Genomic DNA, 24,234 nt, shown 5'->3' with positions numbered 1-24,234 from the left:
ACCATTATAGATGGATTACGCGGCCGTAAATGAAAAAGGGGCGCTCGTGGCGCCCCTTTGTCGTGCCGTTAAGCGACGGATTATTTACCGCAGCCCAGCGCCTTGATGCGATCGTACGCCGCCTTGGCCTGCACCAGACCGTAGCCGTACTTGGTGTCGCGGCCGGCCGTGCCCAGGTCGAGCGCGCTGTTGTCCAGCGACGTACGGATCTGGGCGCCCGTGCAGGTCGGGAAGTAGCTCCACACGAGCGCGGCGACGGCCGACACGTGCGGCGTGGCCATCGAGGTGCCGTCGAAGTAGGCGTAGTTCGATGCCGTCACGGCCACCGTCGCGCTCTGGCCCAGCTGGGTCTTCATCGCGGCGCCGTCCGTGTCGGATGCGGTCAGCGACGGGATCGAGGTGACGGTCGTGCCCAGCGTGCCGCCGAAGCCGCCGGCCACGTTGTTGTACACGATCGCGCCCACGCCGCCGCTGCTCTGGCAGTTGGAGACCTTCGTGGCGAAGTCGATGGTGCCGCGCTGGATCAGGCAGACCTTGCCGGAGACGGCCGTGTTGACCTTGTCGCCGATGCCGAAATCGGCCAGCGGCGCGGTGGCGGTCTTGACGGGCGAGCCTTCCATCGCCGACGACGCGTAGTTCGTCGAGCCGACGGTGAGCGCGGTGTCGACGCCGGTGCCCATCGGGACGGTCGACAGCACGGCCACGCCCGGACCGGCGATCTCGACGTCCTTGTTGTATTGCGAGAACGAGGCGACGACCTTGTTTTCATCCACGGCCGCCACCGACATCACGCTGGCGTAACCGGCCGGGTAGGACGTCGTCGAATTGCCGTCGTTGCCCGCTGCCGCGATCGACAGGACGCCCTTGGTCTGCAGGTTGTCGAAGACGCGCTGTTCGGTGACGCTGCGCGCGCCGCCGCCCAGCGACATCGTGATGACGTTCGCGCCCGCGGCATCGCACTTGTTGGCCGCGTTGGCCAGGGTCGACGAATAGGTCCACGCGCCATCCTTGCCGAACACCTTCACGATGTGCAGCTTGAGCTGCTTGTTCGGGTTCACGCCGACGACGCCCAGGCCGTTGTTGACGGCCGCGATGGAGCCGAACACGTGGGTGCCGTGGTGGGTCTCGTCCGTGTACCACCAGCCGGTGCCGGAATCGTATTCGCCGGTGACGTTGGTGCCGTTGTCCTTCAGGTCTTCATGGCTGAAATCGACGCCCGAGTCGATGATGCAGATCTTGCGGTTGCTCGTGTTCGCATCCGACAGCTGGTCGGCCTGCACTTGCTTGATGCCGTACGGCACCACCTGGGCGGTCGACGATGCGCCAATCGAGGCCTGCTTCAGCGCGAACGGTTTGCGGACCACGTCTTCCTCGACGTACTCGACGTTCGGATTGCGCTGCAGGCCCTGCAGTGCGGCCGTCGGTACTTCGATAGCCATCGCGTTCGTATTGAAGATTTCCAGCTTGACCGTGCCCCTTGCGGCCGCGACGGCAGACTTGATGTTGGCTGCCGAGCCCGGTTTGAAGGCGACGATCACGCGGGTCGTGTCGGGCGCGGCCGACACACTGCCCGAGAACGCGACGGCCAGGGCCGCCACGCACAGCCCGAGGGCCGGGACCATCTTCGATGCGCGAGTGTATTTCTGATTCATCGGTGTTTTCTCCGTCTAAGAAATATCGTTATGGCAGCCGGCCTTGTGGACCGCATGCTTATTGGTTGTCCGCTACCCGTATTGGGCAGCGAAAATCAGTTTATTTTGAGAAGTTATACATATGCAACCGGATTTCAATCGTGCGCAACAGTTGTTGCGTAAGCGCAGACATTGTGAATTTCTTTGACGAGAGCGCTTGTCAACGTGCTATATTTTTGGCGCGCCGCAGGCGCCCATGCGACCGCGCGCCGCAACGGTCGCGTGCAACCTCACGCTGCGAGAACCATAACAATGAGCGCGTCCGCACCTTCCCGCCGACTGATCCTGCTGGTCGACGACGATCCCCTCCTGCTCGACTACCTGAAGACCGTACTGGACCATTCCGGTTACGACACGATGACGGCCGCATCCGCCGCCGAAGCGCTGCAGCGCGTGGCCGAACGCGAAGCCGACATCGCCCTGGCGTTGCTCGACATCAGCATGCCCGGCATGTCCGGCCTCGACCTGGCGCGCCGCCTGAAGGACCACACGTCAGTCGCGTTCATGTTCCTGTCGTCGGTGGACGATGCCGAGACGGCCCGCCAGGCCGCCAGCCATGGCGCCGTCGGCTTCGTCGTCAAGCCGGTCGACGCCGCGCGGCTCATGCCCGCGTTCGAATCCGCGCTCGCCCGCGCCGACGAGATCCGCCAGCTGCGCCGCACCGAAGCGAACCTGAACGCCGCGCTGGCGGCGGGCCGCGAGACGAGCCTGGCCGTGGGCCTCTTGATGGCGCGCTACCAGACGGACCGCAATACGGCGTTCGAAGTGCTGCGCGACCATGCGCGCTCGAGCCGGCGCAAGATCAACGAAGTGGCCGAGCAGCTTGTGTCGGCTGAGGAATTACTAAACAGCTTGCACGGGGCGTTCGCGGGACGGTTGAAGGGTAAGTAGGTTTTTTGCCGGCTTGGTATCATGCCGAACTTTCTTTCATCATCTTCCAGGGACCGTAAACATGAAAACCAGGGCCGCGATTGCATGGCAGGCAGGGAAACCGCTGACGATCGAAGAGGTCGAGCTCGAAGGCCCGAAGGCGGGCGAGGTGCTCGTCGAGGTCAAGGCGACTGGCATCTGTCATACCGACTACTACACGCTGTCCGGGGCCGACCCGGAAGGCATCTTTCCGGCGATCCTGGGCCATGAAGGCGCCGGTGTCGTCGTCGACGTCGGCCCCGGTGTGACGAGCCTGCGCAAGGACGACCACGTCATCCCGCTGTACACGCCGGAATGCCGCCAGTGCAAATTCTGCCTGTCGCAGAAGACCAACCTGTGCCAGGCGATCCGCTCGACGCAGGGCCGCGGCCTGATGCCGGATGCGACGTCGCGCTTCTCGCTGGACGGCAAGCCGATCTACCACTACATGGGCACGTCCACCTTCTCGAACTACATCGTGGTGCCGGAAATCGCGCTGGCGAAAGTCCGTTCGGACGCGCCGTTCGACAAGATCTGCTACATCGGCTGCGGCGTCACGACCGGCATCGGTGCCGTGATCTTCACGGCGAAGGTCGAGGCGGGCGCGAACGTCGTCGTGTTCGGCCTGGGCGGCATCGGCCTGAACGTGATCCAGGCGGCCAAGATGGTCGGCGCGGATAAGATCATCGGCGTGGACATCAACCCGGGCCGCGAAGAGATGGCGCGCAAGTTCGGCATGACCCACTTCGTCAACCCGAAGGAAGTCGAGAACGTCGTCGACACCATCGTCCAGCTGACGGACGGCGGCGCGGACTACTCGTTCGAATGCATCGGCAACGTCACGACGATGCGCCAGGCGCTGGAGTGCTGCCACAAGGGCTGGGGCCAGTCGATCATCATCGGCGTGGCGGAAGCGGGCAAGGAAATCGCGACGCGTCCGTTCCAGCTCGTCACGGGCCGCGTATGGAAGGGTTCCGCGTTCGGCGGCGCGCGCGGCCGTACGGACGTGCCGAAGATCGTCGACTGGTACATGGAGAACAAGATCAACATCGACGATCTCATCACCCACCACCTGACGCTCGACCAGATCAACGATGGCTTCGACCTCATGAAGAAGGGCGAGTCGATCCGTTCCGTCGTGGTGTTTTAACAGGCTTTTCCTCCGTCTGTTCCGCGTTTCGTGCAGTTCATCGCACGCACGTCGCGGCGCAGCGTCCCCGACGCTATCGTGCTGTCATCGCAACGCGCGTCCACACGGAGGAAAACATGTCTCGTATTAAGCATCTCGTCGCGGTCGCCGGCCTGGCGCTGGCAGCCGCACTTCCCACCCACGCCGCCGACCGCGGCGAGCCCTATGCACTCGTGCGCGACGGCGAACGCGGCACAAGCATGACAGGCGACAGCGCCGACTGGTCCAGCGTCAAGCGCTTGCGCAAGCAGATCAGCGGCGACTTCTTATGGTTCCGCGACGGCGGCAAGCAGTACGTCGTGCAGGATCCGACCGTGCTGGCGCGGGCGCGCGCGGCATGGGAACCCGTCGACAAGCTCGGCAAGGAGATGGACGTCTACGGCCGCGAGATGGACAAGCACGGCAAGGTGATGGACGCCCTCGGCAAGGACATGGAACGCGCTGGCGCGGGCATGAAGCCGGACGAGTCGAAGATCCGCTCGATCGAGCGCCGCATGAACGACGTCGGCGGCAAGATGGGCGACGTCGGCAGCCGCATGGCCGGCGCCGACGAAGCCGGCCAGGCGCGCCTGAACCGCGAGATGGCCGACCTGAACCGGCAGATGGCGGACCTGAACCGGCAGATGGCCGCGGCGACGCAATCCGACAGCCAGCGCGCCGCGCAGCATTCGATGGACGACATCGGCCGCCGCATGAACGATGCCGGCAAACCGATGGATGCGCTGGGCAAGCAGATGGATGCCCTCGGCAAGCGCATGGATGCGGAAAGCCGCTCGGCCGACAAGACCGTGCGCGCCCTGATCCGCGAAGCGCTGGACAAGGGCCTGGCGCGGCCCGCGCCGCAAGCGTAAAACGTCAGCGCAGCGGCGCGACGAGGCAGCCGTGGGCATCCAGGCTGCCCGCGTCCTGGTCCCAGCCGCGGGCATACAGCGGCACACCCATCCCGTCCGGCAGGGTTGCCGTCGTCGCCAGGTTCGCGTAGACCGCGATGCGCTCGCCGTCCAGGCTGCGCACCATCCCGATCACGCCGTCCGGCAAGCCGTCGATGAAGGCGGTCGCGCCGCGGCGCAGGGCAGGGTGGCGTGCGCGCAGCTTGATCAGGGCGCTGAAGTGGGCGAATGCGGCGTGGTCGAACCTCGACCAGTCGAGGCGCCAGTCGTCGAACAGCACGGTCCAGTCGCGCCAGCCGGACTCGTCGAATTCCTGGCCCATCAGGATGTGCGGCACGCCATCCATCGTCAGCAGCACGGCCGCTGCAGCCAGGTGCGCGTCGTGGCCGAACACGGCATCGGCGCGCGGTTGCTCCTTCTCTTCCAGCCAGCGCAGGCGCAGCGCGTCGCGCGGGAAGCTGTACGTCGATTCGTTCCAGTACTGCGCGAACTCGCGCGCGCCCGCTTCCCCGTGCGCCACGCGGCGCAGCATCTCGCGCGTGCCCCCTTCGTAGGTGAGGTCGCAGGCGGCGAGGTGGTGGAACTCGTCGTAGGCCTGCGAGATCAGCGCGATGTCGGGATTGACCGCCGCCAGCGCCGCGCGGATCTCGTCGAGGAAATCCGTCGGCGTGATGTCGGAATCGTCGAAGCGCATGCCGTCCAGGCCGAAGCGTTCGACCCAGCGGCACATCGCATCGACCAGGTAGCGGCGCAGGTCACGGTTGCTGAAATCGAAGCCGGCGAAATACTCGCGCCGCGGCACCGCGTACATCACGTTGCCTTCCCGGTCGCGCTGGAACCACTCGGGGTGCGTTACCGTCAGCGGATGGTCGACGCTGCTGCGGTTGAGCGTCCAGTCGAACACGATGCGCATGCCGCGCGCGTGGACCGCATCCACCAGCCGCCGCAGGCCGTCTTCGTCGCCCAGGGCCGGGTCGATGGCTTCGAAGTCGCGCACCGCGTACGGGTCGCCCAATGTCCCGCGCCGGCCGGCCACGCCGATAGGGTGGATCGGCATCATCCAGATCGTGTTCACGCCCAGGTCGGCGAGGTGACCGAGGCGGGCGCGCACGCCGTCGAAGTCGCCGCCGAACGCGCGCACGGACAGCTGGTAAACCACGGCGTCGCGCAGCCATTCCGGACTCGGCAACGCCTGGTGATCGCGGTACAGCGCGCCCGGTGCGTCCGCGCACAGGCCGCGCCGGCGCAGGAATACGGTGCCGTCCTGGCAGACGGTGAGGCAGGAATTGCCCTGGCCATCTTCGGACATCCACGGGTTGGCCGGATCGGCGATCCAGTCGGTGTCGTCGAGCACGAACTTGTACAGGTGGCGGCCGGGCGGCAGCGGCAGGGTGCAGGTCCAGCGGGTCGGCGTCACGCGCTCGAGCATGCAGGCATTGCCCACCCAGCTGTTGAACGTGCCGGCCAGCGCGACGGTGCGCAGGCTTTCCGGGCCGTCGAAGACGAAGCGCACGCCGCCGGCGGCGAGGTGGGGGAGCAGGAGGGGATCGGCGTCGCGGGCGATGTGCATCGGATGTCCTTGAGTGATATCGATGTTATTAAACTACAAATTTATCGCTAGGTAAACCGTAGCAATACTACATCTGCATTTCCCGTAAATATTCTGGAACTTTTCAGCTACCCCGTTCAAATAAGTAAAAAGAACGAACGAATTCATCGTGAACGAGACCGACGACAACGAACTGCTGCGCGCGATCCGACAGGGAGACCAGGCCGCATTCCAGACCCTGTACCGGCGCCACCGCAGCGGCTTGTACGGCTTCGCGCTGCTGCACAGCGGCGCGCCGGACGTGGCGGCGGACGTCGTGCAGGACGTGTTCATGGGCCTCCTGAACGACAGTTACGGCTTCGATCCGTTGAAGGGCATGCTCGCCAACTTCCTGTACGGCGTGGCCCGCAACCTCGTGCTGGGGCATGCGCGCCAGAACAGCCGCTGGGTGCAGCCCGCCGGCGACGACGACGGGGAGGACGGGCTGGAACTGGTCGATCCGGCGGCGGAACCGCTGGCCAGGATGCTGGATGAGGAAGCGGTCGAGTATCTGCGGCGCGCGCTCGCCGTCCTGGCGCCGCATTACCGCGACGTGGTGATTCTGTTCGAGCTGCACGAAAAAACGTATCAGGAAATTGCCCAGATCTGCCAGCTGGAGATCGGCACCGTGCGGTCGCGCCTGGCGCGCGGCCGCGCCGCCCTGGCACAGGCGCTCGCGCCGTACCGGGCCATTGCAAAGGACAACGCATGAACAGGTTTGATGGCGACGACGATCACGGCACCGGCCCGGCCCCGGAATGGCAGGCCGCGCGCCGCGCCCTTGCGCAGGCGGCCCCGCCCGACCGCGTGGAAGAGGCACTGCTGCGCGCGTTCGCGCAACGTCACGCGCCGCGGCCGTGGTATCGCCGCTGGAGTGCCGATGCGATCGCGTCCTGGGCCGGTATCGGCGCGGTGGCGTGTGCGCTGGCCATTGCCGGCATGAGCCTGCTGCCCGCGGCGGCGCCGTCGCCCCGCGTGGAGCGTGTGCTGGCGGCGGCCGACGTCGGGTTCGTGCCGCTCGTGCCCCAGGAGCGCATGGCGGCCGCGCCGAATCCGCAACTGCGGCAGGCGGACCTGTCGCGCGCTGCCCTCGTGCAGATGGGTATCCCGATCGTGGCGGATGCGCCGCATGAACTGGTCCACGCCGAACTGCTGGTGGCGGCAACAGGCGAATCGCTGGCGATACGGCTTGCCGTGAATTGATGTTTTTCGAAGGAGGAGTGATGAGACGGATTGTCCTGTCCGCCGGCCTCGCCTTGCTGGCGCTGGCCCCCGTGGCCCATGCGCAGCAGGGCGGGGCGGCAAATGACACGCTGGAAGTGATGCTGTTGCGGATCAGCGCCTCGACCCATTGTACCGAGGGCTGCGCGGTGCGCGGTTTGCCGTATTCCGCCGAACGCGTGACGGAATCGGTCAAGGTGCTGGCCGACGGCAACCGCATCGTCCAGCGCAATACGGAAAAGCTGTACCGCGATGGCGATGGGCGCACCCGGGTGGAATCGGAATGGAAGGGCAAGCCGCTCGTGCAGATCCAGGATCCCGACGCGGGCATGAGTTATCGCCTGTATCCGGACACGAAGACGGGCTACCGGATGGCCATTACGGCACCGAGGCCCGCCGGGACGTCCGGCGCGGCACCGGCCGGTCCGGCGGCGCCCGTGCCGGGTGCTGCGAAGGTCGCCGAGCAGCTGGCGCCGGCACTGGCCGGCGACGCCACGGCGGCGGTAACCCAGTCGCGTTCGCTCGGCACGAAACAGATCGAGGGCGTGACGGCCGAGGGGACACAAACGACCGTGACCGTCCCGGCGGGGGCGGCCGGCAACGTCAAGCCGATGGTCAGCACGACTGAAATGTGGCTGGCGCGCGACCTGTCGATTCCCCTCGAGATGAGGATGACCAACCCGTTCATGGGCGAGAGCGTGATGCGCATGCGGAACCTCTCCCGCCTCGAACCGCCGACGGCCCTGTTTGCCGTGCCGGCCGACTACACGGTGCGCGAAATCGTGCGCCGCTGAATTCATCAAACGAAAGGGAAGACCATGAAAGTTTCCGCAATCCTGTTCAGCCTGCTGCTCGCGTGCCAGGTCCTGCCGGTGACGATGCGCACCGCCGCTGCCCAGGCCGACACGACCGGCATAGCCCGGGCGGATTTTGCCGACCAGTTCGGTCCCGAGCGCCTGCGCACCGACTACCAGGCTGCCGTCGCGAGGCTCAGGATGCTCGAAGGCAAGCGGCTGGCGTACACCTACGATTACGTGACGAATGTGGCCCTGGCCCTCACCGGCGCGAACACGGTCAAAACCCAAAGCACGATCTCGTATGCCTACGACGAGAAGGGCCGCGCGCGCATCGCCTCGTCGGCGTCCGGTCTGGAGCGCATCGTCATCGCCGATCCGACGAAACAGGCTGTCTACCTCGTCTGCCCGGAGCGCAAGGAAATCCTGCGCTTGAAGGGCGCGGCGCTGGAATCGCGGTCGGCACCGAAGTTCCCAGACAAGTCCGGCGCAAAGACCGAACTCGGGGAAAAGCTGATCGCCGGCGTCAAGGCCAGCGGCACCCGGTCGGAAACCACCATTCCTGCCGGCGCCCAGGGCAACGAGAAGCCGTTGGTGCACACGTCGGAAACATGGTATGCCCCCGATCTGGCCACCATCGTCTACATGCAAATGTCCATGCCGGAACTTGGAGACTTCGTCATGCACGTGGAGAACCTCAAGTTCGGCGACGTCCCGGCATCCACGTTTGCCTTGCCGGAGGGTTACGCGATTCGCGATATCGCATTGCATGAATGACCACAGCATGGCAGCATGACGGGCCGCGCACGAGGCCGAGCACGACCCGGCCCGTTTTCTGCCATTCTTACCAGGAATATTCATGCGATTGTCTCTTCGTCTTGCCGTCTGCGCCGTCCTGGCCGGATGCGCCGCCATCGCCACCGCCCAGACGCCGGCCGAGCGTCCTGCCACGTCGTTCCCGTACACGCCGGGCCTGGACGTAAACTCGATGGACCGCAACGCCGACCCCTGCGTCGACTTTTACCAGTACGCGTGCGGCGGCTGGATCAAGAACAATCCGATCCCGGCCGACCAGGCGCGCTGGTCGGTGTACGGCAAGCTGGCGCTGGACAATCGCCGCTACCTGTGGGGCATCCTCGAAGACCTCGCGCGGCGCCAGGACGGCCGTAACGCCAACCAGCAAAAGATCGGCGATTACTTCGGCGCCTGCATGGACGAGAAGGCCATCGAAGCGCGCGGCGCCGCGCCGCTGACGCCGTACTTCGACGAGATCGCGAAGATCCAGTCGAACCGCGACCTGCCGCGCGTGCTCGCGCGCCTGCAACTGGCGCTCGCGGATCCCGGCCTGTTCTTCGGCTTCTCGTCGAGCCAGGATTTCGCGGATTCCTCGCGCGTGATCGCATTCGCCGTCGCGGGCGGCCTGGGCCTGCCGGACCGCGATTCGTACTTCAAGACGGACGCCAGGTCGAAGGAGATCCGCGCCAAATACGTCGCGCACATCGCGAACACGTTCAAGCTGCTGGGCGATGCGCCGGCCGTGGCGCAGCGCAACGCGGCACGCGTGATGCAGATGGAGACGACGCTGGCGAAGGCGTCGCTGTCGACCGTCGACAAGCGCGACCCGTATAAACTGTTCCACAAGGTCGATGCGAAGGGCCTGCAGGCGTTGACGCCGGGCTTCGACTGGCACGCTTACCTCGATGAGCTGGGCGAGGGCAGCCTGGGCACGTTCAACGTCACCGAACCCGCGTTCTTCAAGGCGCTCGGCAAGATGTGGAAGACGAACGGCCCGGAGGCCACCCGCACGTATCTGCGCTGGCACGTGGCGCGCAACCTGTCGCCGGTGCTGGCGTCGAACTTCGACAACGAGCACTTCGATTTCTTCAGCAGGACGCTGCGCGGCGTGCAGCAGCAGCAACCGCGCTGGAAGCGCTGCGTGGCGCTCGTCGACCATCAGCTGGGCGAAGCGCTGGGGCAGGAATTCGTTGGCCGCGCGTTCTCGCCCGAGCTGAAGGACAAGGCGCTGCACATGACGCGCCAGATCGAGGACGCGATGAAGAAGGATATCGACGAGCTCGACTGGATGAGCGCGGAGACGAAGCAGCAGGCGCAGAAAAAACTGGCCGCCATCGTCAACAAGATCGGCTACCCGGACAAGTGGCGCGACTACGGCGCCTACGTCGTCAAGGCGGGCGACTTCGCCGGCAACGTCGAGCGCGGCAACCGGTTCGAGGCACGCCGTCAGCTGGCCAAGATCGGCAAGCCGCTCGACCGCACCGAGTGGGGCATGACGCCGCCGACGGTGAACGCCTACTTCGATCCGCAGATGAACGACATCAACTTCCCGGCCGGCGTGCTGCAGCCGCCGCTGTTCGATCCGAAGATGGATGACGCGCCCAATTACGGCAACACGGGCGGCACCATCGGCCACGAACTGACCCACGCGTTCGACGACGAAGGCCGCCAGTTCGACGTCAACGGCAACCTGAAGGACTGGTGGACGAAGAAGGATGCCAAGGCGTTCGAGGAGCGCGCCCAGTGCATCGTCGACCAGTACGCGCAGTACACGGTCGTGGACGACATCAAGATCAACAGCAAGCTGACGCTGGGCGAGGACGTCGCCGACCTGGGTGGCCTGATCCTCGGCTGGATGGCGTGGCAGGCGGAGATAGCGGCGATGCCGCAGAAGGCGCAACCTCAGCCGTTGCGTGACGGCCTGACGCCCGAACAGCGTTTCTTCGTCGGCTACGCGCAGTGGGCCTGCGAAAACGATCGCCCGGAAAACCTGCGCGTGAGCGCGATGACGGACCCGCACTCGCCCGGGCGTTATCGCGTCAACGGGTTGATGGTGAACATGCCGCAGTTCCAGCAGGCGTTCCAGTGCAAGGCGGGGCAGCCGATGGTGAAGGAAAAGCGCTGCAGGGTGTGGTGATTTAGCTGTCGTTCCCGCGAAAGCGGGAACCCATGCTGAGCGTCCTGCTGCCTCAGTATGGATCCCCGCTTTCGCGGGATGACGTTTTAGTAGCGCATTCAGCGTCGCGACGCCTGGTCGCTCAGCTGCGCCTGCATGTGCACGAGATTGGCCTCAAAGGCCTGCATCTCCAGGCCGATCGACGTCAGGTCGAGCGCCGCCTGCTTGAGTTCGGGGAACAGCTGTTCTTCTTCCTGGCGGATATGGCTGAGGACGACATCGATGAGTTCGCGTACCAGGGGCTCCGTGCGGGCCTCGTCCATCGACATGCCTTGCAGCGTGGCCAGCAGGTCGTCGACGGCGAGGTGGTCTTCCTCGAAGCGGGCGATCAGGTTCGGGTCCACCCGGCGCACGCCGGGATAGAAGATGCCTTCCTCGAGGCGCGAGTGCATGTGGATCGCCTGGAGCAGCTGGGTTGCCGCCTGCTTCCTGACGTCGGCGCTGTGCGTGTTCCGGTAGGCGTCGGCGAGCTTGCGCACGAGGTCGTGGTCGCGCAGCAGGGCCTGGACGGGATTGTCGACGGGGAACGCGTCCTGCGTTCTCGACCGTGTGGGGTCGTCTTTCGTTGCCATGGGGATTCTCCTCAACGGTTGACCGGCATATTCCGATATGCCGTCAGGGTTTCATCCTACTCCCCGGTCATCCTGGCAGCATGTTAGGTAACGCACCGTCGGTCGTGTCCGCAACGTTCGCTGTCAAAAAAAACGCCGCCCAGTGGGCGGCGCTCATGAGAGGCGTATTGCTCAGTGCTGCGAGATGCTGCCGCGCCACGCGCCTGTTTCCTTGCCGCGCTTCTCGAGCATGTCCTTGAACTTCTGCAGGTTGCCGCGGGCTTCCAGGCGGACGGCGCCAAGGGCGTCGCCGATCTTCTCGATCGGGCCTTCCGGTTCGTAATCCATCTGCAGGGTGATGCGGGTGACGTCGTCCGAGATCTTATGGAAGGTCACCACGCCACCGTTCGGCACGCCGCTCGTGCTGCGCCAGGCGATGCGCTTGTCCGGGATCTGTTCCGTGATCTCGGCATCCCATTCCTTTTCCTCGCCGGCCACGTTGGCCTTCCAGTGCAGGCGCTTGTCGTCCAGCTGGCGGATTTCATGGACGCTGCCCATGAATTGCGGGAAGTCCTCGAACTGGGTCCATTGGTTGTAGGCGGTACGCACGGGAACGTTGACCTCGATGGTTTCGATGATCGACGAGCCCATGCCCGATTTATTGCCTTTGAGTTTTTTGGACAGCATCATGCCGCCGACGGCCAGCGCGGCGACCGTCACTACACGGTTCAGCATTTGTTACCTCCTTATGCTCTAGCTTCGCTTGCGTTACACAAAACCGGCCCACGCCCGCACAGGGGCTGGACCGCATCTGTCGTCAAAAGTACGTCAAAAGCGATCAACACGGCGCCCGCGAGCCTTGCGGAAACATTTGCAAAAGAATCTGCGTTTGTTGTGATACTGTATATATCATCAGTAAAAATCCCGCCGCGGCGATGCCGAGGGCGTCCCGACGTTTTATAATGCCCGCATGAATCTCCTCGACAATCTGAACCCCGAACAACTGGCGGCCGTCACGCTGCCGTCCCAGAGCGCCCTCATTCTCGCCGGCGCCGGGTCCGGCAAGACGCGGGTGCTGACCACCCGCATCGCCTGGCTGATCCAGACCGGGCAGGTGTCCCCGGCCGGCATCATGGCCGTGACGTTTACGAACAAGGCCGCGAAGGAGATGCTCACGCGCCTCTCGTCGATGCTGCCGGTAAACACGCGCGGCATGTGGATCGGCACGTTCCACGGCCTGTGCAACCGCCTGCTGCGCACGCACCACCGCGACGCCGCGCTGCCGCAGACGTTCCAGATCCTCGACTCGCAAGACCAGCTGTCGATGATCAAGCGCATGCTGAAAGCGCTGAACGTGGACGACGAGAAGTACCCGGCCAAGGACCTGATGTACTTCATCAACAACGCCAAGGACCGGGGCCAGCGCGCGGGCGACGTCGAGGCATACGACCACGTGCAGAAGCGCATGGCCGAGCTGTACGACGTGTACGACCAGCAATGCCAGCGCGAAGGCGTCGTCGATTTCGCCGAGCTGCTGCTGCGCGCTTATGAGCTGCTGCAGCGCAATCACCCGCTGCGCCAGCATTACCAGATGCGCTTCCGTCACATCCTCGTCGACGAGTTCCAGGACACCAACGACCTGCAATACAACCTGCTGAAACTGCTGGCCGGCCACGGCGAGCAGCGCGGCGGCGCGCTGTTCGCTGTCGGCGACGACGACCAAAGCATCTACGCGTTCCGCGGTGCGAACGTGGGCAACATGCAGGCATTCGAGCGCGACTTCGAAGTCAAGAACCTCATCAAGCTGGAGCAGAACTACCGCTCGCACGGCAACATCCTCGACAGCGCGAACCACCTCATCTCGAACAATGCGAAACGCCTCGGCAAGAACCTGCGCACGGACGCGGGACTGGGCGAGCCGGTGCGCATCTACGAAGCGTCGTCCGACCTGGAAGAGGCGCAGTGGATCATCGACGAAGCGAAGAGCCTGATGGCGGAAGGCGTGTCGAAAAGCGAGATCGCCGTGCTGTACCGTTCCAACGCGCAAAGCCGCGTGATCGAGCATGCGCTGTTCGCGGCCGGCCTGCCGTACACCGTGTACGGTGGCCTGCGCTACTTCCAGCGCGCCGAGGTCAAGCACGCCATCGCCTACCTGCAGTTGATGGACAATCCGCACAACGATTCCGCGTTCCTGCGCGTCGTGAATTTTCCGACGCGCGGCATCGGCGCCCGCTCGATCGAGCAATTGCAGATGGCGGCCGAATCGTACCGCGTGTCGCTGTACGCGGCCGTGCCTTACATGACGGGCAAGGCTGGCACGGCGCTCGGCAACTTCGTCAAGCTGATCGAGAGCGCGCGCTTCGAGACCCAGCAGCTGCCGCTGCCGGAAATGGTGCGCGTCGTGCTCGAGCGCAGCACGCTGCTCGCGCACTACGGTAACGAGAAAGAGGGCCAGGAACGCATCGAGAACTTGCAGCAGATGGTCGGTGCGGCCACGCAGTTCGTGCAGGAAGAAGGTTTCGGTACGCATGCGCCGGCTCACCTCGGCCCGCAGGCGGCCGCGGCGAGCGGCACGGCGATCGTGGACGGGGACGGCATCGACGTGCTCGACGCGGATGCGCCGCTGGCCACCGTGATGTCGCCGCTGTCCGCCTTCCTCGCGCACGCGTCGCTGGAAGCGGGCGACGCCCAGGCGCAGGCCGGGCAGGAAGCGATCCAGCTGATGACCGTGCACTCCGCGAAAGGCCTGGAATTCGACGCCGTATTCATCACGGGCCTGGAAGAGGGGCTGTTCCCGCACGAGAGCAGCGCGCGCGAGATGGATGGCGTCGACGAGGAACGCCGCCTGATGTACGTGGCGATCACGCGCGCGCGCCGGCGCCTGTACATGAGCTTTACCCAGCAGCGCATGCTGCATGGCCAGACGCGTTTCAACATGAAGTCGCGCTTCTTCGATGAGCTGCCGGAACACGCGCTGAAATGGCTGACGCCGCGCGTACAGACGAACTGGTTCGCCGGCCGCAAGTCGACGACGGCATGGGACGATGCTACGTTCCGCGAAGGCGGCAGCGATAACCACATCGCCAAGCAGATCGCGCAGAAGTCGACCAGCGGCAACGGCACCGGCTGGCGCATCGGCGAATCCGTGAGTCACGCGCGCTTCGGCGAAGGCGTGATCGTCAATATCGAGGGCGGCGCGGGCAGTGCGCGCGCGCAGATCAATTTTGGCGCGGCGGGGATGAAGGTGCTCGACCTGTCGGTGGCCAAGCTGGAGCGCATCGGCCGCTGAAGGTGAACGTCAAGCCGGCTGTGGCGCCTTGTCGGCCGGCTTGCCGAAGATGGTACGGTAGCCGGCATACATCGCGCACTGCAGCAGCAGCATGAACAGGAAGATCAGCCACATCAGCACGACGCGGCCCAGCGCCGCGTCGCCGAACACCAGCGCGGCCAGGATGCATATGCCGAAAAAGATGCCGAACCACGCCGCCAGCAGCACGAGGAACGGGCGTGCCGTGCGGATGACGGCAAAGAAGCTGTAGAACGTGGCCTTGCCCGGCCCCATGTGCTTCCAGTAGGTGAGCGGGGCGGCGAAGCACAGCGTCACCAGCACGGCCACGTCCAGCAAGAAGACGCCGAACAGGGCCAGCATGTGCGACGTCTGGATCGTCGGCGGCGTCTTGGCGTCCGGCCGCGGCATCATCTGCATGATCACCTCGGGCGGAATCGCCAGGCGCGTGATCACCATCATCAGCAGCGACACGCCCAGGTAGACGAGTCCCAGCTTGCACAGCGCGGCCAGTGCCGGCCGGCGGAAGCCCGTCAGCAGCACGGCCGGGGTGACCCGGTCGCCGTTCTCGATCATCAGGCAGGCCTGCATGAAGGCCATCGTGAACGATGGAATCAATACGACCGCAAGTACCGAACCCAGGATCGGCACGGCCGACAGGCCGATGCTGAACAGGATATTGGCGAAGAGGAGCGTCGTCAGGGCGGCAGGCTGTTTGCGGAACAGGCCGATGCCTTGTTTCAGCCACTCCCATCCGGTACGTGCGGGTAAATCGTTCATGCGGTCAGGTCAGGGGCGCCCAGTGCGATGCGCTCGCGCAGGACTCGTTCGAAGTGGGTCGGATCGTGCGGCGTGAGCATTTCGGCTTCGCGCGGACGGTAGTAATCATACAGGCGCGACAGCCAGAAGCGCAGCGCCGCTGCGCGCAGCATGGGCAGCCATGCCGCCTGGTCGGCCGCCGTGAACGGACGGACCGCGTGGTAGGCGCGCGTCAGGGCCAGTACGCGCGCCTCGTCGAGGCGGCCGTTGTCCAGGTCGATGCACCAGTCGTTGACGGTGACGGCCAGGTCGAACAGCCACGTGTCGCAGCCGGCGAAATAAAAGTCGAAGCAGCCGGACAGGCGTTCGCCGACGAACATCACGTTGTTGCGGAACAGGTCGGCGTGGACGGGGCCGCGCTCGAGTTGCGCATACGTCGTGCCGGCCGCGAAGTCGCGCTGGAACGCCAGTTCGGAGTGCAGCAGGGCAGCCGTGTCCGCGTCGAGGTAAGCCAGGACCTTGGGCACCGTCTCGATCCACCAGTCCAGCCCGCGCAGGTTCGGCTGCTGCAGCGGGAAGTCGCGCCCGGCCAGGTGCATCCTTGCCAGGACCGTGCCCACTTCGGCGCAGTGCACCGGTTGCGGGTCCATCTGCGAGCTGCCGTCGAGCTTGCTGACGATGGCGGCCGGCTTGCCATGCAATGCCACGACGAGCTCGCCGGCGTCGTTCGCCACGGGCGCCGGCACGGGAATGCCGCGCTCGGCCAGGTGGCGCATCAGCTGCACATAGAAGGGCAGTTGCTCGAAGCTGAGGTTTTCGAAGATGGTGAGAACGTACTCGCCGCGTTCCGTCGTCAGGAAGAAATTACTGTTTTCGATACCGCTCGCGATGCCCTTCAGCGCGAGTGCTTTGCCAAGAGGAAATTGCTTGATCCACTGGGAGAGGTCATCCAGCGTGACCGGGGTGAAGACTGCCATTGTGTAGGAAAGAAAAGTCGCGGTAGCGGCCACACTCGGGCGGCCGGTCGTATTGACGGCTTACTTCTTCTCAGGCTCGGCGGTAGCCGGCATGGGAGGAGGAGGCGGCGCGTCGGCCGTCGTCGGGGCGTTGGTACCGGATTCGCTCATGGCTTTCCGCTTGCCCGACAGGTCGAACTCACCCACCTTCCACTGCGGCGCGCGGATCGAATTCGTCTGCGCGTTGCCGGGCTGGGTGTTCGGTTTCATGTAGTAATGGCTGCCACCGGGCGTGGTGACTTCGACTTCGGTGACCTGGCCGCCGTCGCGCGTTTCCTTGATCTGGGTGCCGCGCTTCGGCGGGATCGTGGTCGCGGGAACGTCGCTGCCCGGCTCGATACGGTCGAGTTTCGGCGGTGCCGGGCTCGGGGTCGGCTGCGTGGCCTGCTGCTGGGCCACGGCCAATCCTGCCTGGCAAGTCAGGAACAGCGCGAGAGTGGCGAGGCGGATAGGGGTGCGCGGCATGATGATCACCTTTGTCGTTTAGTTCATTGTAACAAACAGCGCCACTTCTCTGTGAAAAGTGTGGCGTCGTCCCCATCTGGATGACATCGCCTGCCCAGCTTTTCTCTACCCCCGATTCTGCGATAATGGCGCACGTTTTGCCGTGCCGCCGCGGCCCCACTTTTGAATTCGCCCTATGGACAATACCCTGCTTCTCGTCGACGGTTCCAGCTATCTCTATCGCGCCTTTCACGCGCTGCCCGACTTGCGCAGCCCGGACGGCTACCCGACCGGCGCGATGCACGGCATGGTCAACATGCTGCGCCGCCTGCGCGCGGACTTCCCGGCCGCGTACATCGCCTGCGTGTTCGACGCCAAGGGCAAGACCTTCCGCGACGACCTGTACCCGGAATACAAGGCGACGCGCGCGTCGATGCCGGAAGACCTGGCCAAGCAGATCGAGCCGATCCACGAAGTCGTGCGCCACATGGGGTGGCCGATCCTGATGGTGGATGGCGTCGAAGCGGACGACGTCATCGGCACGCTCGCGGCGCAGGCGACGGCGCGCGGCCTGAAGACCGTCGTCTCGACGGGTGACAAGGACCTCGCCCAGCTCGTGAACGACAAGGTCATGCTGATCAATACGATGAGCAACGAAAAGCTCGACGTGGATGGCGTGCTGGCCAAGTTCGGCGTGGCGCCGAACCGCATCATCGACTACCTGACCCTGATCGGCGATACCGTCGACAACGTCCCCGGCGTGACCAAGTGCGGCCCGAAGACGGCCGTCAAATGGCTGACCCTGCACGGCTCGCTGGACGGCGTCATCGAGAACGCCCACAGTATCACGGGCGCCGTCGGCGAAAACCTGCGCGCCGCCCTGGAATGGCTGCCGAAGGGCCGCGAACTGATCACCGTGAAGACGGACTGCGACCTCGCGGGCCATATCGTGTCGATCGAGGAAACCCTCATCGGCCGGCCCGAGGACAAGGACGCGCTGCGCGACTTTTTCCAGCGCTACGGCTTTAAAACGATGCTGCGCGAAATCGGTCCCGGCAACGCGGCCAAGTACGGCGCCCCGGGCGCGCCGGCACCGGCGATGAATTCGCCGGAAGGGGCGGCGGGCACGCAGCCCGGCATGCCGATCATCAAGGGCGAATACGAGACCGTCACGACGAACGAACAGTTCGAGCGCTGGCTGGCGCTGATCGATAAGGCCGAGCTGACGTCGGTCGACACGGAGACGACGTCGCTCGATCCGATGACGGCGGAAATGGTCGGCATCTCGCTGTCGGTGGAGGCGGGCAAGGGCGCGTACATTCCGCTCGCGCACCGCTACGCCGGCGTGCCGGAGCAGCTGAACCGCGAGGAAGTCCTCGAGCGCATGAAGCCATGGCTGGAAAACCCGGACAAGCCCAAGCTGGGCCAGAACCTGAAATACGACAGCCACATCTTCGAAAACCACGGGGTGAAACTGCGTGGCATCGTGCACGACACCCTGCTGCAGTCGTACGTGTTCGAATCGCACAAGCCGCACGACATGGACACGATGGCGCTGCGCCACCTGGGCTACACGACCATTCCCTTCGTCGACGTGTGCGGCAAGGGCGTGAACCAGATCTGCTTCGACCAGGTGGAACTGGGCCGCGCGACCGAGTACGCGGCCGAGGATTCCGACATCACCCTGCGCCTGCACCAGGCGATGATCGGCCACGTGGAAAGCGACGAAGGCCTCGATTTCATCTACCGCAAGGTCGAGCTGCCGACGTCCGTCGTGCTGCAGAAGATCGAGCGCAACGGCGTGCTGGTCGACGCGGATAAACTGGCGGCGCAGTCGAACGAACTGGCCGCGCGCATCATGGAACTGGAGCAGCAGGCGTATGAACTGGCCGGCGGCCCGTTCAACCTCGGCTCGCCCAAGCAGATCGGCGAGATCTTCTTCGGCAAGCTGCAGCTGCCGGTGATTAAAAAGACCGCGACCGGTGCGCCGTCCACGGACGAAGAGGTGCTGCAAAAGCTGGCGGAAGATTATCCGCTGCCGAAGATCCTGCTGGAGCACCGCGGACTCTCCAAACTGAAGTCGACGTACACCGACAAGCTGCCGAAGATGGTCAACCCGAAGACGGGCCGCGTGCACACGAACTACGCGCAGGCCGTCGCCATCACGGGCCGCCTGGCGTCGAACGATCCGAACCTGCAGAACATCCCCGTGCGCACGAGCGAAGGCCGGCGCATCCGCGAAGCGTTCGTCGCGCCGGCGGGCAGCGTGATCGTGTCGGCCGACTATTCGCAGATCGAGCTGCGCATCATGGCCCACATCTCGGAAGACGAGGCGATGCTGCGCGCGTTCGCGGCCGGCGAGGACATCCACCGCGCCACCGCCGCCGAGATCTTCGGCGTGCCGCCGGAAGAGGTGCAGAGCGAGCAGCGGCGCTACGCGAAGGTCATCAACTTCGGCCTCATCTACGGCATGAGCGCGTTCGGCCTCGCGCAGAACCTGGGCATCGAACGGGGCGCGGCCAGCAACTACATCGAGCGCTACTTCCAGCGCTTCGCGGGCGTCAAGCGCTACATGGACGAGACCCGCCTGCTCGCGAAGGAGCGGGGCTATGTCGAGACGGTATTCGGCCGCCGCCTGTGGCTCCCCGAGATCAACTCGCCGAACGGCCCGCGCCGCGCCGGCGCCGAACGCGCCGCGATCAATGCGCCGATGCAGGGCACGGCGGCGGACCTGATCAAGCTGGCGATGATCGCCGTGCAGGACTGGCTCGAGAAGGATGGTCTGCGCACCCGCATGGTGATGCAGGTGCACGACGAACTGGTGCTGGAAGTGCCGCAGGACGAGCTGGAACTCGTCAAGCAGAAGCTGCCGGAACTGATGGGTGGCGTGGCCACGCTGAAGGTGCCGCTGGTGGCCGAAACCGGGGTTGGGACGAACTGGGAGGAAGCTCACTGAGCTTCTAAAAACTCCCCGGCCAGCCGCGCGACCGTCGTCGTCGCCAACAGGTTGTAATGCGTCGTCCCCGGCACGATCGCCAGCCGGGCGGCGGCGCGCAGTGACCCATCCAGCCCCGCATCGCGCTGGCCGCCGCCGAGAGCTTTGTAGAACTCGGCCATGTGGTCCAGCGTGATCGCATCCGCATCCGCAAACACCAGCATCGTCCGCGCCTGAATCGCGCTGACCTGCGGCATCCAGTCGTAGTCGCGGCTCTGCAATTCTCCCATCTTGCGGAAAGCCGTTTCCCAGTTCACGGCCGGATACAGCTTGCCCAGCGGCGACTGCGCCACATGCGCGCCGATCTGCGCGGCTTGCGTGTCCATGTGGTCGAAGGCCGTCCGCACTTCCGGATAAAAGCCGTCCCGTTTGGCTGCGGCCGAGACGACGATCAGCCGGTCGATGACCTCCGGATGCCGGATCGCCGTCTGCAGCGCGACGCCACCGCCGAACGAATACCCCAGCAGGTCTGCCTTGCCCAGGCCGAGTTCCCGGATCACGGCCGCGACGTCGTCCGCCAGCGTTTCGAAGCGCAGCGGGCGGTCCACGTCCGGCGTGTGGCCGTGGCCTTGCAGGTGGATGGCGATCACGCGGCGGTGTCCGGCCAGCGCGGCGATGTTCGGGCCGAATACTTCGCTGGCCATGATCCCGCCATGCAGCAGCACGAGCGGCTTGCCGGTGCCGTGTTCTTCCACGTGGATATGTACGCCGTTGACGGTGATGGGGGTCTTCATATGGGCTCCTCGTAAGTGGTGCCCTGAAGAATACGCAGCCATATTATGTTGTCAAACATATCTTGTTCAGTATGTTTTGACAGCTACCAAATGCTTCAGGTGTAAGCAGACGTTTCAATGTGCGCTGCTTAACATAAAAATTTCCATTCGGAATGTATGTTGTATGTACCGTCCGTGATGAGACGGGCATCCATAAAAGAAGGCACACACTATGAACAAGACATTCCACCAAGCCGGCCTGCTGGCAGGCAGCGCTCTGATAGTTACCACTCTCGTCGCCTGCGGCGGCGGCGGAGGAAGTTCGGGCACGCCGGGGCCGACGACGACCGCGTCCACGGGCACCCTGAGCGTCGCGCTGACCGATGCGCCGGCGTGCGGTTTCGATGCCGTCAACGTCACGGTCAGCAAGGTCCGCGTCAATGCCAGCGCCAGCGCGGGCGATACCGATACGGGCTGGACCGACATCACCCTCAACCCGGCCCGCAAGATCAACCTGCTGAACCTGACCAACGGCGTGCTCGACACCCTGGGCCAGACGCCGCTGGCGGCCGGGCACTACTCGCAGTTGCGCCTCGTGCTGGATGCGAACGCCAATACCGTCGTGCCGACGGGCGGCACCGAACAGGCGCTGGTGACGCCGAGCGCCACGCAGAGCGGCATCAAGCTGGTGAACGAGTTCGACGTCAAGGCCGGCCAGCAGGTCGACCTCGTGCTCGACTTCGATGCGTGCAAGTCGGTGGTCACGCAAGGGAAGGGCCGCTACCTGTTGAAACCCGTCGTGAAGGTCGTGCCGACGGCGGTCGTCGGTATTTCCGGCGTCGTGGCACCGGCGCTGCTGGGCAGCCACGTGACCGTGTCGGCGCAGCAGAACGGCGTCGTGATCGCCTCCACCGTGCCGAATGCGACGACGGGCGAATTCTTCCTGTCGCACCTGGCGACCGGCAACTACGACGTGGTGATCACGGCCGACGGCCATGCGGCCGGCGTGGTCGGCGCCGTGCCGGTGGCGGCCAGCGGCAGCACGGTGCTGAGCACCACGGCCGCACCGCTCGACCTGCCCGCCGGCGCGACGGGTTCGATCGCGGGCACCGTGACCCTGCCCGCGAACGCCACCGAGGCGGCCTATGTGTCCGCGAAGCAGACGTTCGCCGCCGGGCCGACGGTGACCGTCAGGTATGCCGGCGCCGACCTCGCGACCGGCGCCTACACGATCGCGAACCTGCCGGTCACGGCGCCGCAGTACGCCGTCTACAGCGCGACCTTGCCGCTGACCTTCACGGCGGCGACGACCGTGCTGCCGGGCGTGGGCAAGTACCGCGTCGAGGCGGCCGGCACGGGCTACACGACCAAGGCCATCGACATTGTCGACATCTCGACGGCCAACGCGACGAAGGTCGATTTCACGCTCACTCCGTAAGCAAGCGCGCCGCCGCCGCCGCTGCTAAGATAGCAAGCCTTTCATGACCCAACGAAGGAAGGCGATGAACGACAACGCAAGCATCGGCAGCGGCTTCGCGGCGGCGACCCAGCCCATCACGGAACACACCGTGATCCGTACCGATACCGAAGGCCTCGCCGTGGGCACCATCAGGCTCACGGTCGACGGCCAGGAATTCCCCGTCTATTACGCCCGCCCGGCCGGGCAGGACAAGCTTCCGGTGATGATCGTCGTGTCCGAGATCTTCGGCGTGCACGAACACATCGCCGACGTGGTGCGCCGCTTCGCGAAACAGGGCTACCTGGCCGTGGCGCCCGAGCTGTTCGTGCGCCAGGGCGATCCGTCCACGCTCCCCGACATGGCCACGATCATGGCGCAGATCATCCGCAAGGTGCCGGACGCGCAGGTGATGGGCGACATCGACGCCTGCGTGGCCTGGGCCGAAGCGAACGGCGGCGACGTCGACCGGCTCGGCATCAACGGCTTTTGCTGGGGCGGGCGCATCACGTGGCTGTACGCGGCGCACAACCCGCGCGTGACGGCCGCCGTGGCGTGGTACGGCAAGCTGGTGGCCGACCCGAACCCGCCGGGCCAGCCGCATCATCCCATCGACATCGCACCCACGCTCACCGTGCCCGTGCTCGGCCTGTATGGCGCCAGGGACACGGGCATCCCGGTCGCCACCGTCGAACGGATGACGGCCGCGCTGGGGGAGGGGACCAGCGATTCCGCGATCGTCGTCTACCCCGACGCCGGCCACGCCTTCTACGCCGACTACCGCCCGAGCTACAACGCGAAGGACGCCCGCGACGGCTTCGCCCGCGCGCTGGCCTGGTTCCGCGAACACGGCGCCGGCTGACGGCGCCACGCCCGTCGGGTTACAATCAGCGGTTTGCGCCCGCGGGCGTGTGCATTCGCGCGCCCCAAAACAACAAGAGGCTTCCAGATCGACCCGATTCTCATCTCCATCCTGCTGGCCACCGGCCTGGCGGGCGTGGTCAGCATCACGGCCGCCGCGGTGTTTTCCTTTACGCTGCTGGCAAAGGTCGTCGAGCGCATGGTCAGCCTGTCGGTCGGCATCATGCTCTCGACGTCGCTGCTGCACGCGCTGCCGGAGGCGTTCGAGTCGAAGGCCGACACGCATGCGCTGTTCGCCACCCTGCTGGGCGGCCTGCTCGCGTTCTTCCTGCTGGAGAAGGTGGCGCTGCTGCGCCATTCGCACCACCACGAGGGCGACGGGCACCATCACGCGCACGGCCACGATGCGCGCCAGGCCGGGCGCGCCGGCTGGATGATCCTGATCGGCGACGGCATGCACAACTTCACGGACGGCATCCTGATCGCCGCCGCCTTCCTCGCCAACCCGCAACTGGGCATCGTCACGGGCGTTGCCATCATCGCCCACGAGATCCCGCAGGAGATCGGCGACTTCATCGTGCTCCTGAACGCCGGTTTCTCGCGCGTGCGCGCCTACGTGTTCAACCTGTTGTGCAGCCTGCTGGCAGTGCTGGGCGGGATACTCGGGTATGCGACCCTGGACCGCGCCAGCGACCTGATACCCTACGTGCTGGTGTTCGCGTCGTCCGGCTTCATCTACATCGCCGTGAGCGACCTGATGCCGCAGATGCAGCGCCGGGCCACCGTGCGCGACACCATTCCGCAAGTCCTGTTGATCGGCCTCGGCGTCGTCATCGTGCTGTTCCTGACGCACGGCCATTAAGATACTAAACGCTGCGCCTGCCGGTTGACAGGGCGATT

21 protein-coding genes are annotated in these 24,234 nt (G+C 65.3%); 13 read left to right on the top strand and 8 right to left on the bottom strand.

Annotated elements, in window-relative coordinates; genetic code table 11:
- Positions 1-80: 80 nt before the first annotated feature.
- Positions 81-1,652 (bottom strand): S8 family serine peptidase, encoded by a 1,572-nt coding sequence (locus tag P0M04_RS04235; protein ID WP_259448601.1) that lies wholly within the window; start codon positions 1,650-1,652, stop codon positions 81-83.
- A 291-nt stretch (positions 1,653-1,943) separates the two neighbouring features.
- On the opposite strand from P0M04_RS04235, the gene P0M04_RS04230 reads away from it, so the two are divergent.
- The 3 genes from P0M04_RS04230 to P0M04_RS04220 all read left to right on the top strand — a co-directional run bounded on the left by P0M04_RS04230 (position 1,944) and on the right by P0M04_RS04220 (position 4,640).
- Positions 1,944-2,582, top strand: coding sequence for an ANTAR domain-containing response regulator (locus P0M04_RS04230; RefSeq protein WP_259448602.1), 639 nt, complete (start codon positions 1,944-1,946; stop codon positions 2,580-2,582).
- 61 nt (positions 2,583-2,643) lie between these two features.
- Positions 2,644-3,750: an S-(hydroxymethyl)glutathione dehydrogenase/class III alcohol dehydrogenase gene (locus tag P0M04_RS04225; RefSeq protein WP_259448603.1), complete on the top strand. Its 1,107-nt coding sequence runs from the start codon at positions 2,644-2,646 to the stop codon at positions 3,748-3,750.
- Between the two features lie 116 nt (positions 3,751-3,866).
- Complete coding sequence (locus tag P0M04_RS04220; protein WP_259448604.1) at positions 3,867-4,640, top strand: hypothetical protein; 774 nt, start codon at positions 3,867-3,869, stop codon at positions 4,638-4,640.
- Between the two features lie 4 nt (positions 4,641-4,644).
- On the opposite strand, the gene P0M04_RS04215 is transcribed toward P0M04_RS04220, so the two are convergent.
- Positions 4,645-6,249, bottom strand: coding sequence for an alpha-amylase family glycosyl hydrolase (locus P0M04_RS04215; RefSeq protein ID WP_259448605.1), 1,605 nt, complete (start codon positions 6,247-6,249; stop codon positions 4,645-4,647).
- A 148-nt stretch (positions 6,250-6,397) separates the two neighbouring features.
- Between P0M04_RS04215 and P0M04_RS04210 the strand changes: the two genes are divergently transcribed.
- From P0M04_RS04210 to P0M04_RS04190, 5 genes are all read left to right on the top strand, one after another.
- Complete coding sequence (locus tag P0M04_RS04210; protein WP_259448606.1) at positions 6,398-6,979, top strand: RNA polymerase sigma factor; 582 nt, start codon at positions 6,398-6,400, stop codon at positions 6,977-6,979.
- Complete coding sequence (locus P0M04_RS04205) at positions 6,976-7,470, top strand: hypothetical protein (RefSeq protein WP_259448607.1); 495 nt, start codon at positions 6,976-6,978, stop codon at positions 7,468-7,470. Before P0M04_RS04210 ends, P0M04_RS04205 begins: the two co-directional genes overlap by 4 nt.
- Positions 7,471-7,490: 20 nt before the next feature.
- Positions 7,491-8,282: a hypothetical protein gene (locus P0M04_RS04200; protein WP_259448608.1), complete on the top strand. Its 792-nt coding sequence runs from the start codon at positions 7,491-7,493 to the stop codon at positions 8,280-8,282.
- Positions 8,283-8,306: 24 nt separating this feature from the next.
- Positions 8,307-9,059 carry a hypothetical protein gene (locus P0M04_RS04195; RefSeq protein ID WP_259448609.1) on the top strand — a complete coding sequence of 251 codons (753 nt, stop codon included), beginning with the start codon at positions 8,307-8,309 and terminating at the stop codon, positions 9,057-9,059.
- An 82-nt stretch (positions 9,060-9,141) separates the two neighbouring features.
- Positions 9,142-11,214 (top strand): M13 family metallopeptidase, encoded by a 2,073-nt coding sequence (locus tag P0M04_RS04190; protein WP_259448610.1) that lies wholly within the window; start codon positions 9,142-9,144, stop codon positions 11,212-11,214.
- Between the two features lie 98 nt (positions 11,215-11,312).
- Here P0M04_RS04190 and P0M04_RS04185 read toward each other — a convergent pair whose 3' ends face one another.
- Positions 11,313-11,825: a hemerythrin domain-containing protein gene (locus P0M04_RS04185; RefSeq protein WP_259448611.1), complete on the bottom strand. Its 513-nt coding sequence runs from the start codon at positions 11,823-11,825 to the stop codon at positions 11,313-11,315.
- Between the two features lie 171 nt (positions 11,826-11,996).
- On the bottom strand, positions 11,997-12,539 hold the full coding sequence (locus P0M04_RS04180; RefSeq protein ID WP_259448612.1) for an SRPBCC family protein: 543 nt from the start codon (positions 12,537-12,539) through the stop codon (positions 11,997-11,999).
- A gap of 235 nt (positions 12,540-12,774) precedes the next feature.
- On the opposite strand from P0M04_RS04180, the gene P0M04_RS04175 reads away from it, so the two are divergent.
- Positions 12,775-15,093, top strand: coding sequence for a UvrD-helicase domain-containing protein (locus P0M04_RS04175; RefSeq protein WP_259448613.1), 2,319 nt, complete (start codon positions 12,775-12,777; stop codon positions 15,091-15,093).
- A gap of 9 nt (positions 15,094-15,102) precedes the next feature.
- Here P0M04_RS04175 and P0M04_RS04170 read toward each other — a convergent pair whose 3' ends face one another.
- From P0M04_RS04170 to P0M04_RS04160, 3 genes are read right to left on the bottom strand one after another with little or no spacing between them, the layout of a single operon-like run.
- Positions 15,103-15,870 (bottom strand): BPSS1780 family membrane protein, encoded by a 768-nt coding sequence (locus P0M04_RS04170; protein WP_259448614.1) that lies wholly within the window; start codon positions 15,868-15,870, stop codon positions 15,103-15,105.
- On the bottom strand, positions 15,867-16,826 hold the full coding sequence (locus P0M04_RS04165; protein ID WP_259448615.1) for a homoserine kinase: 960 nt from the start codon (positions 16,824-16,826) through the stop codon (positions 15,867-15,869). The genes P0M04_RS04170 and P0M04_RS04165 overlap by 4 nt, the downstream gene beginning before the upstream one ends.
- 60 nt (positions 16,827-16,886) lie before the next feature.
- Positions 16,887-17,330 (bottom strand): DUF2782 domain-containing protein, encoded by a 444-nt coding sequence (locus P0M04_RS04160; protein ID WP_259448616.1) that lies wholly within the window; start codon positions 17,328-17,330, stop codon positions 16,887-16,889.
- A 175-nt stretch (positions 17,331-17,505) separates the two neighbouring features.
- On the opposite strand from P0M04_RS04160, the gene polA reads away from it, so the two are divergent.
- Entirely contained in the window at positions 17,506-20,265 is a 2,760-nt protein-coding gene (gene polA / locus P0M04_RS04155; protein WP_259448617.1) for a DNA polymerase I, read from the top strand.
- Here the strand turns inward: polA and P0M04_RS04150 are convergent.
- On the bottom strand, positions 20,259-21,038 hold the full coding sequence (locus P0M04_RS04150; RefSeq protein ID WP_259448618.1) for an alpha/beta fold hydrolase: 780 nt from the start codon (positions 21,036-21,038) through the stop codon (positions 20,259-20,261). The genes polA and P0M04_RS04150 overlap by 7 nt on opposite strands.
- Before the next feature lie 211 nt (positions 21,039-21,249).
- Between P0M04_RS04150 and P0M04_RS04145 the strand changes: the two genes are divergently transcribed.
- The 3 genes from P0M04_RS04145 (at position 21,250) to P0M04_RS04135 (ending at position 24,196) form a co-directional block, all read left to right on the top strand.
- The gene (locus tag P0M04_RS04145; RefSeq protein WP_259448619.1) at positions 21,250-22,455 is read left to right on the top strand and encodes a DUF4382 domain-containing protein; all 1,206 of its coding nucleotides are present in this window, start codon (positions 21,250-21,252) and stop codon (positions 22,453-22,455) included.
- Positions 22,456-22,519: 64 nt separating this feature from the next.
- Positions 22,520-23,335 (top strand): dienelactone hydrolase family protein, encoded by an 816-nt coding sequence (locus P0M04_RS04140; protein ID WP_259448620.1) that lies wholly within the window; start codon positions 22,520-22,522, stop codon positions 23,333-23,335.
- Positions 23,336-23,494: 159 nt separating this feature from the next.
- Positions 23,495-24,196 (top strand): ZIP family metal transporter, encoded by a 702-nt coding sequence (locus P0M04_RS04135; RefSeq protein WP_259449137.1) that lies wholly within the window; start codon positions 23,495-23,497, stop codon positions 24,194-24,196.
- Positions 24,197-24,234 lie beyond the last annotated feature (38 nt).

The sequence above is a fragment of the Telluria mixta genome (assembly GCF_029223865.1).
GTDB lineage: Bacteria > Pseudomonadota > Gammaproteobacteria > Burkholderiales > Burkholderiaceae_D > Telluria > Telluria mixta.
The sequence above is the reverse complement of the archived record's forward strand: the minus strand, read 5'-3'. Positions and strand labels throughout refer to the sequence as shown.

Excerpts from the sequence above, each read along its gene's own strand:
- P0M04_RS04190 (WP_259448610.1), top strand. The coding sequence starts at position 9,142 with ATGCGATTGTCTCTTCGTCTTGCCGTCTGCGCCGTCCTGGCCGGATGC.
- P0M04_RS04175 (WP_259448613.1), top strand. The coding sequence starts at position 12,775 with ATGAATCTCCTCGACAATCTGAACCCCGAACAACTGGCGGCCGTCACG.
- P0M04_RS04230 (WP_259448602.1), top strand. The coding sequence starts at position 1,944 with ATGAGCGCGTCCGCACCTTCCCGCCGACTGATCCTGCTGGTCGACGAC.
- P0M04_RS04160 (WP_259448616.1), bottom strand. The coding sequence starts at position 17,330 with ATGCCGCGCACCCCTATCCGCCTCGCCACTCTCGCGCTGTTCCTGACT.
- P0M04_RS04220 (WP_259448604.1), top strand. The coding sequence starts at position 3,867 with ATGTCTCGTATTAAGCATCTCGTCGCGGTCGCCGGCCTGGCGCTGGCA.
- P0M04_RS04185 (WP_259448611.1), bottom strand. The coding sequence starts at position 11,825 with ATGGCAACGAAAGACGACCCCACACGGTCGAGAACGCAGGACGCGTTC.
- P0M04_RS04150 (WP_259448618.1), bottom strand. The coding sequence starts at position 21,038 with ATGAAGACCCCCATCACCGTCAACGGCGTACATATCCACGTGGAAGAA.
- P0M04_RS04215 (WP_259448605.1), bottom strand. The coding sequence starts at position 6,249 with ATGCACATCGCCCGCGACGCCGATCCCCTCCTGCTCCCCCACCTCGCC.
- P0M04_RS04225 (WP_259448603.1), top strand. The coding sequence starts at position 2,644 with ATGAAAACCAGGGCCGCGATTGCATGGCAGGCAGGGAAACCGCTGACG.
- P0M04_RS04200 (WP_259448608.1), top strand. The coding sequence starts at position 7,491 with ATGAGACGGATTGTCCTGTCCGCCGGCCTCGCCTTGCTGGCGCTGGCC.
- P0M04_RS04195 (WP_259448609.1), top strand. The coding sequence starts at position 8,307 with ATGAAAGTTTCCGCAATCCTGTTCAGCCTGCTGCTCGCGTGCCAGGTC.
- polA (WP_259448617.1), top strand. The coding sequence starts at position 17,506 with ATGGACAATACCCTGCTTCTCGTCGACGGTTCCAGCTATCTCTATCGC.
- P0M04_RS04145 (WP_259448619.1), top strand. The coding sequence starts at position 21,250 with ATGAACAAGACATTCCACCAAGCCGGCCTGCTGGCAGGCAGCGCTCTG.
- P0M04_RS04180 (WP_259448612.1), bottom strand. The coding sequence starts at position 12,539 with ATGCTGAACCGTGTAGTGACGGTCGCCGCGCTGGCCGTCGGCGGCATG.
- P0M04_RS04235 (WP_259448601.1), bottom strand. The coding sequence starts at position 1,652 with ATGAATCAGAAATACACTCGCGCATCGAAGATGGTCCCGGCCCTCGGG.
- P0M04_RS04165 (WP_259448615.1), bottom strand. The coding sequence starts at position 16,826 with ATGGCAGTCTTCACCCCGGTCACGCTGGATGACCTCTCCCAGTGGATC.
- P0M04_RS04205 (WP_259448607.1), top strand. The coding sequence starts at position 6,976 with ATGAACAGGTTTGATGGCGACGACGATCACGGCACCGGCCCGGCCCCG.
- P0M04_RS04170 (WP_259448614.1), bottom strand. The coding sequence starts at position 15,870 with ATGAACGATTTACCCGCACGTACCGGATGGGAGTGGCTGAAACAAGGC.
- P0M04_RS04140 (WP_259448620.1), top strand. The coding sequence starts at position 22,520 with ATGAACGACAACGCAAGCATCGGCAGCGGCTTCGCGGCGGCGACCCAG.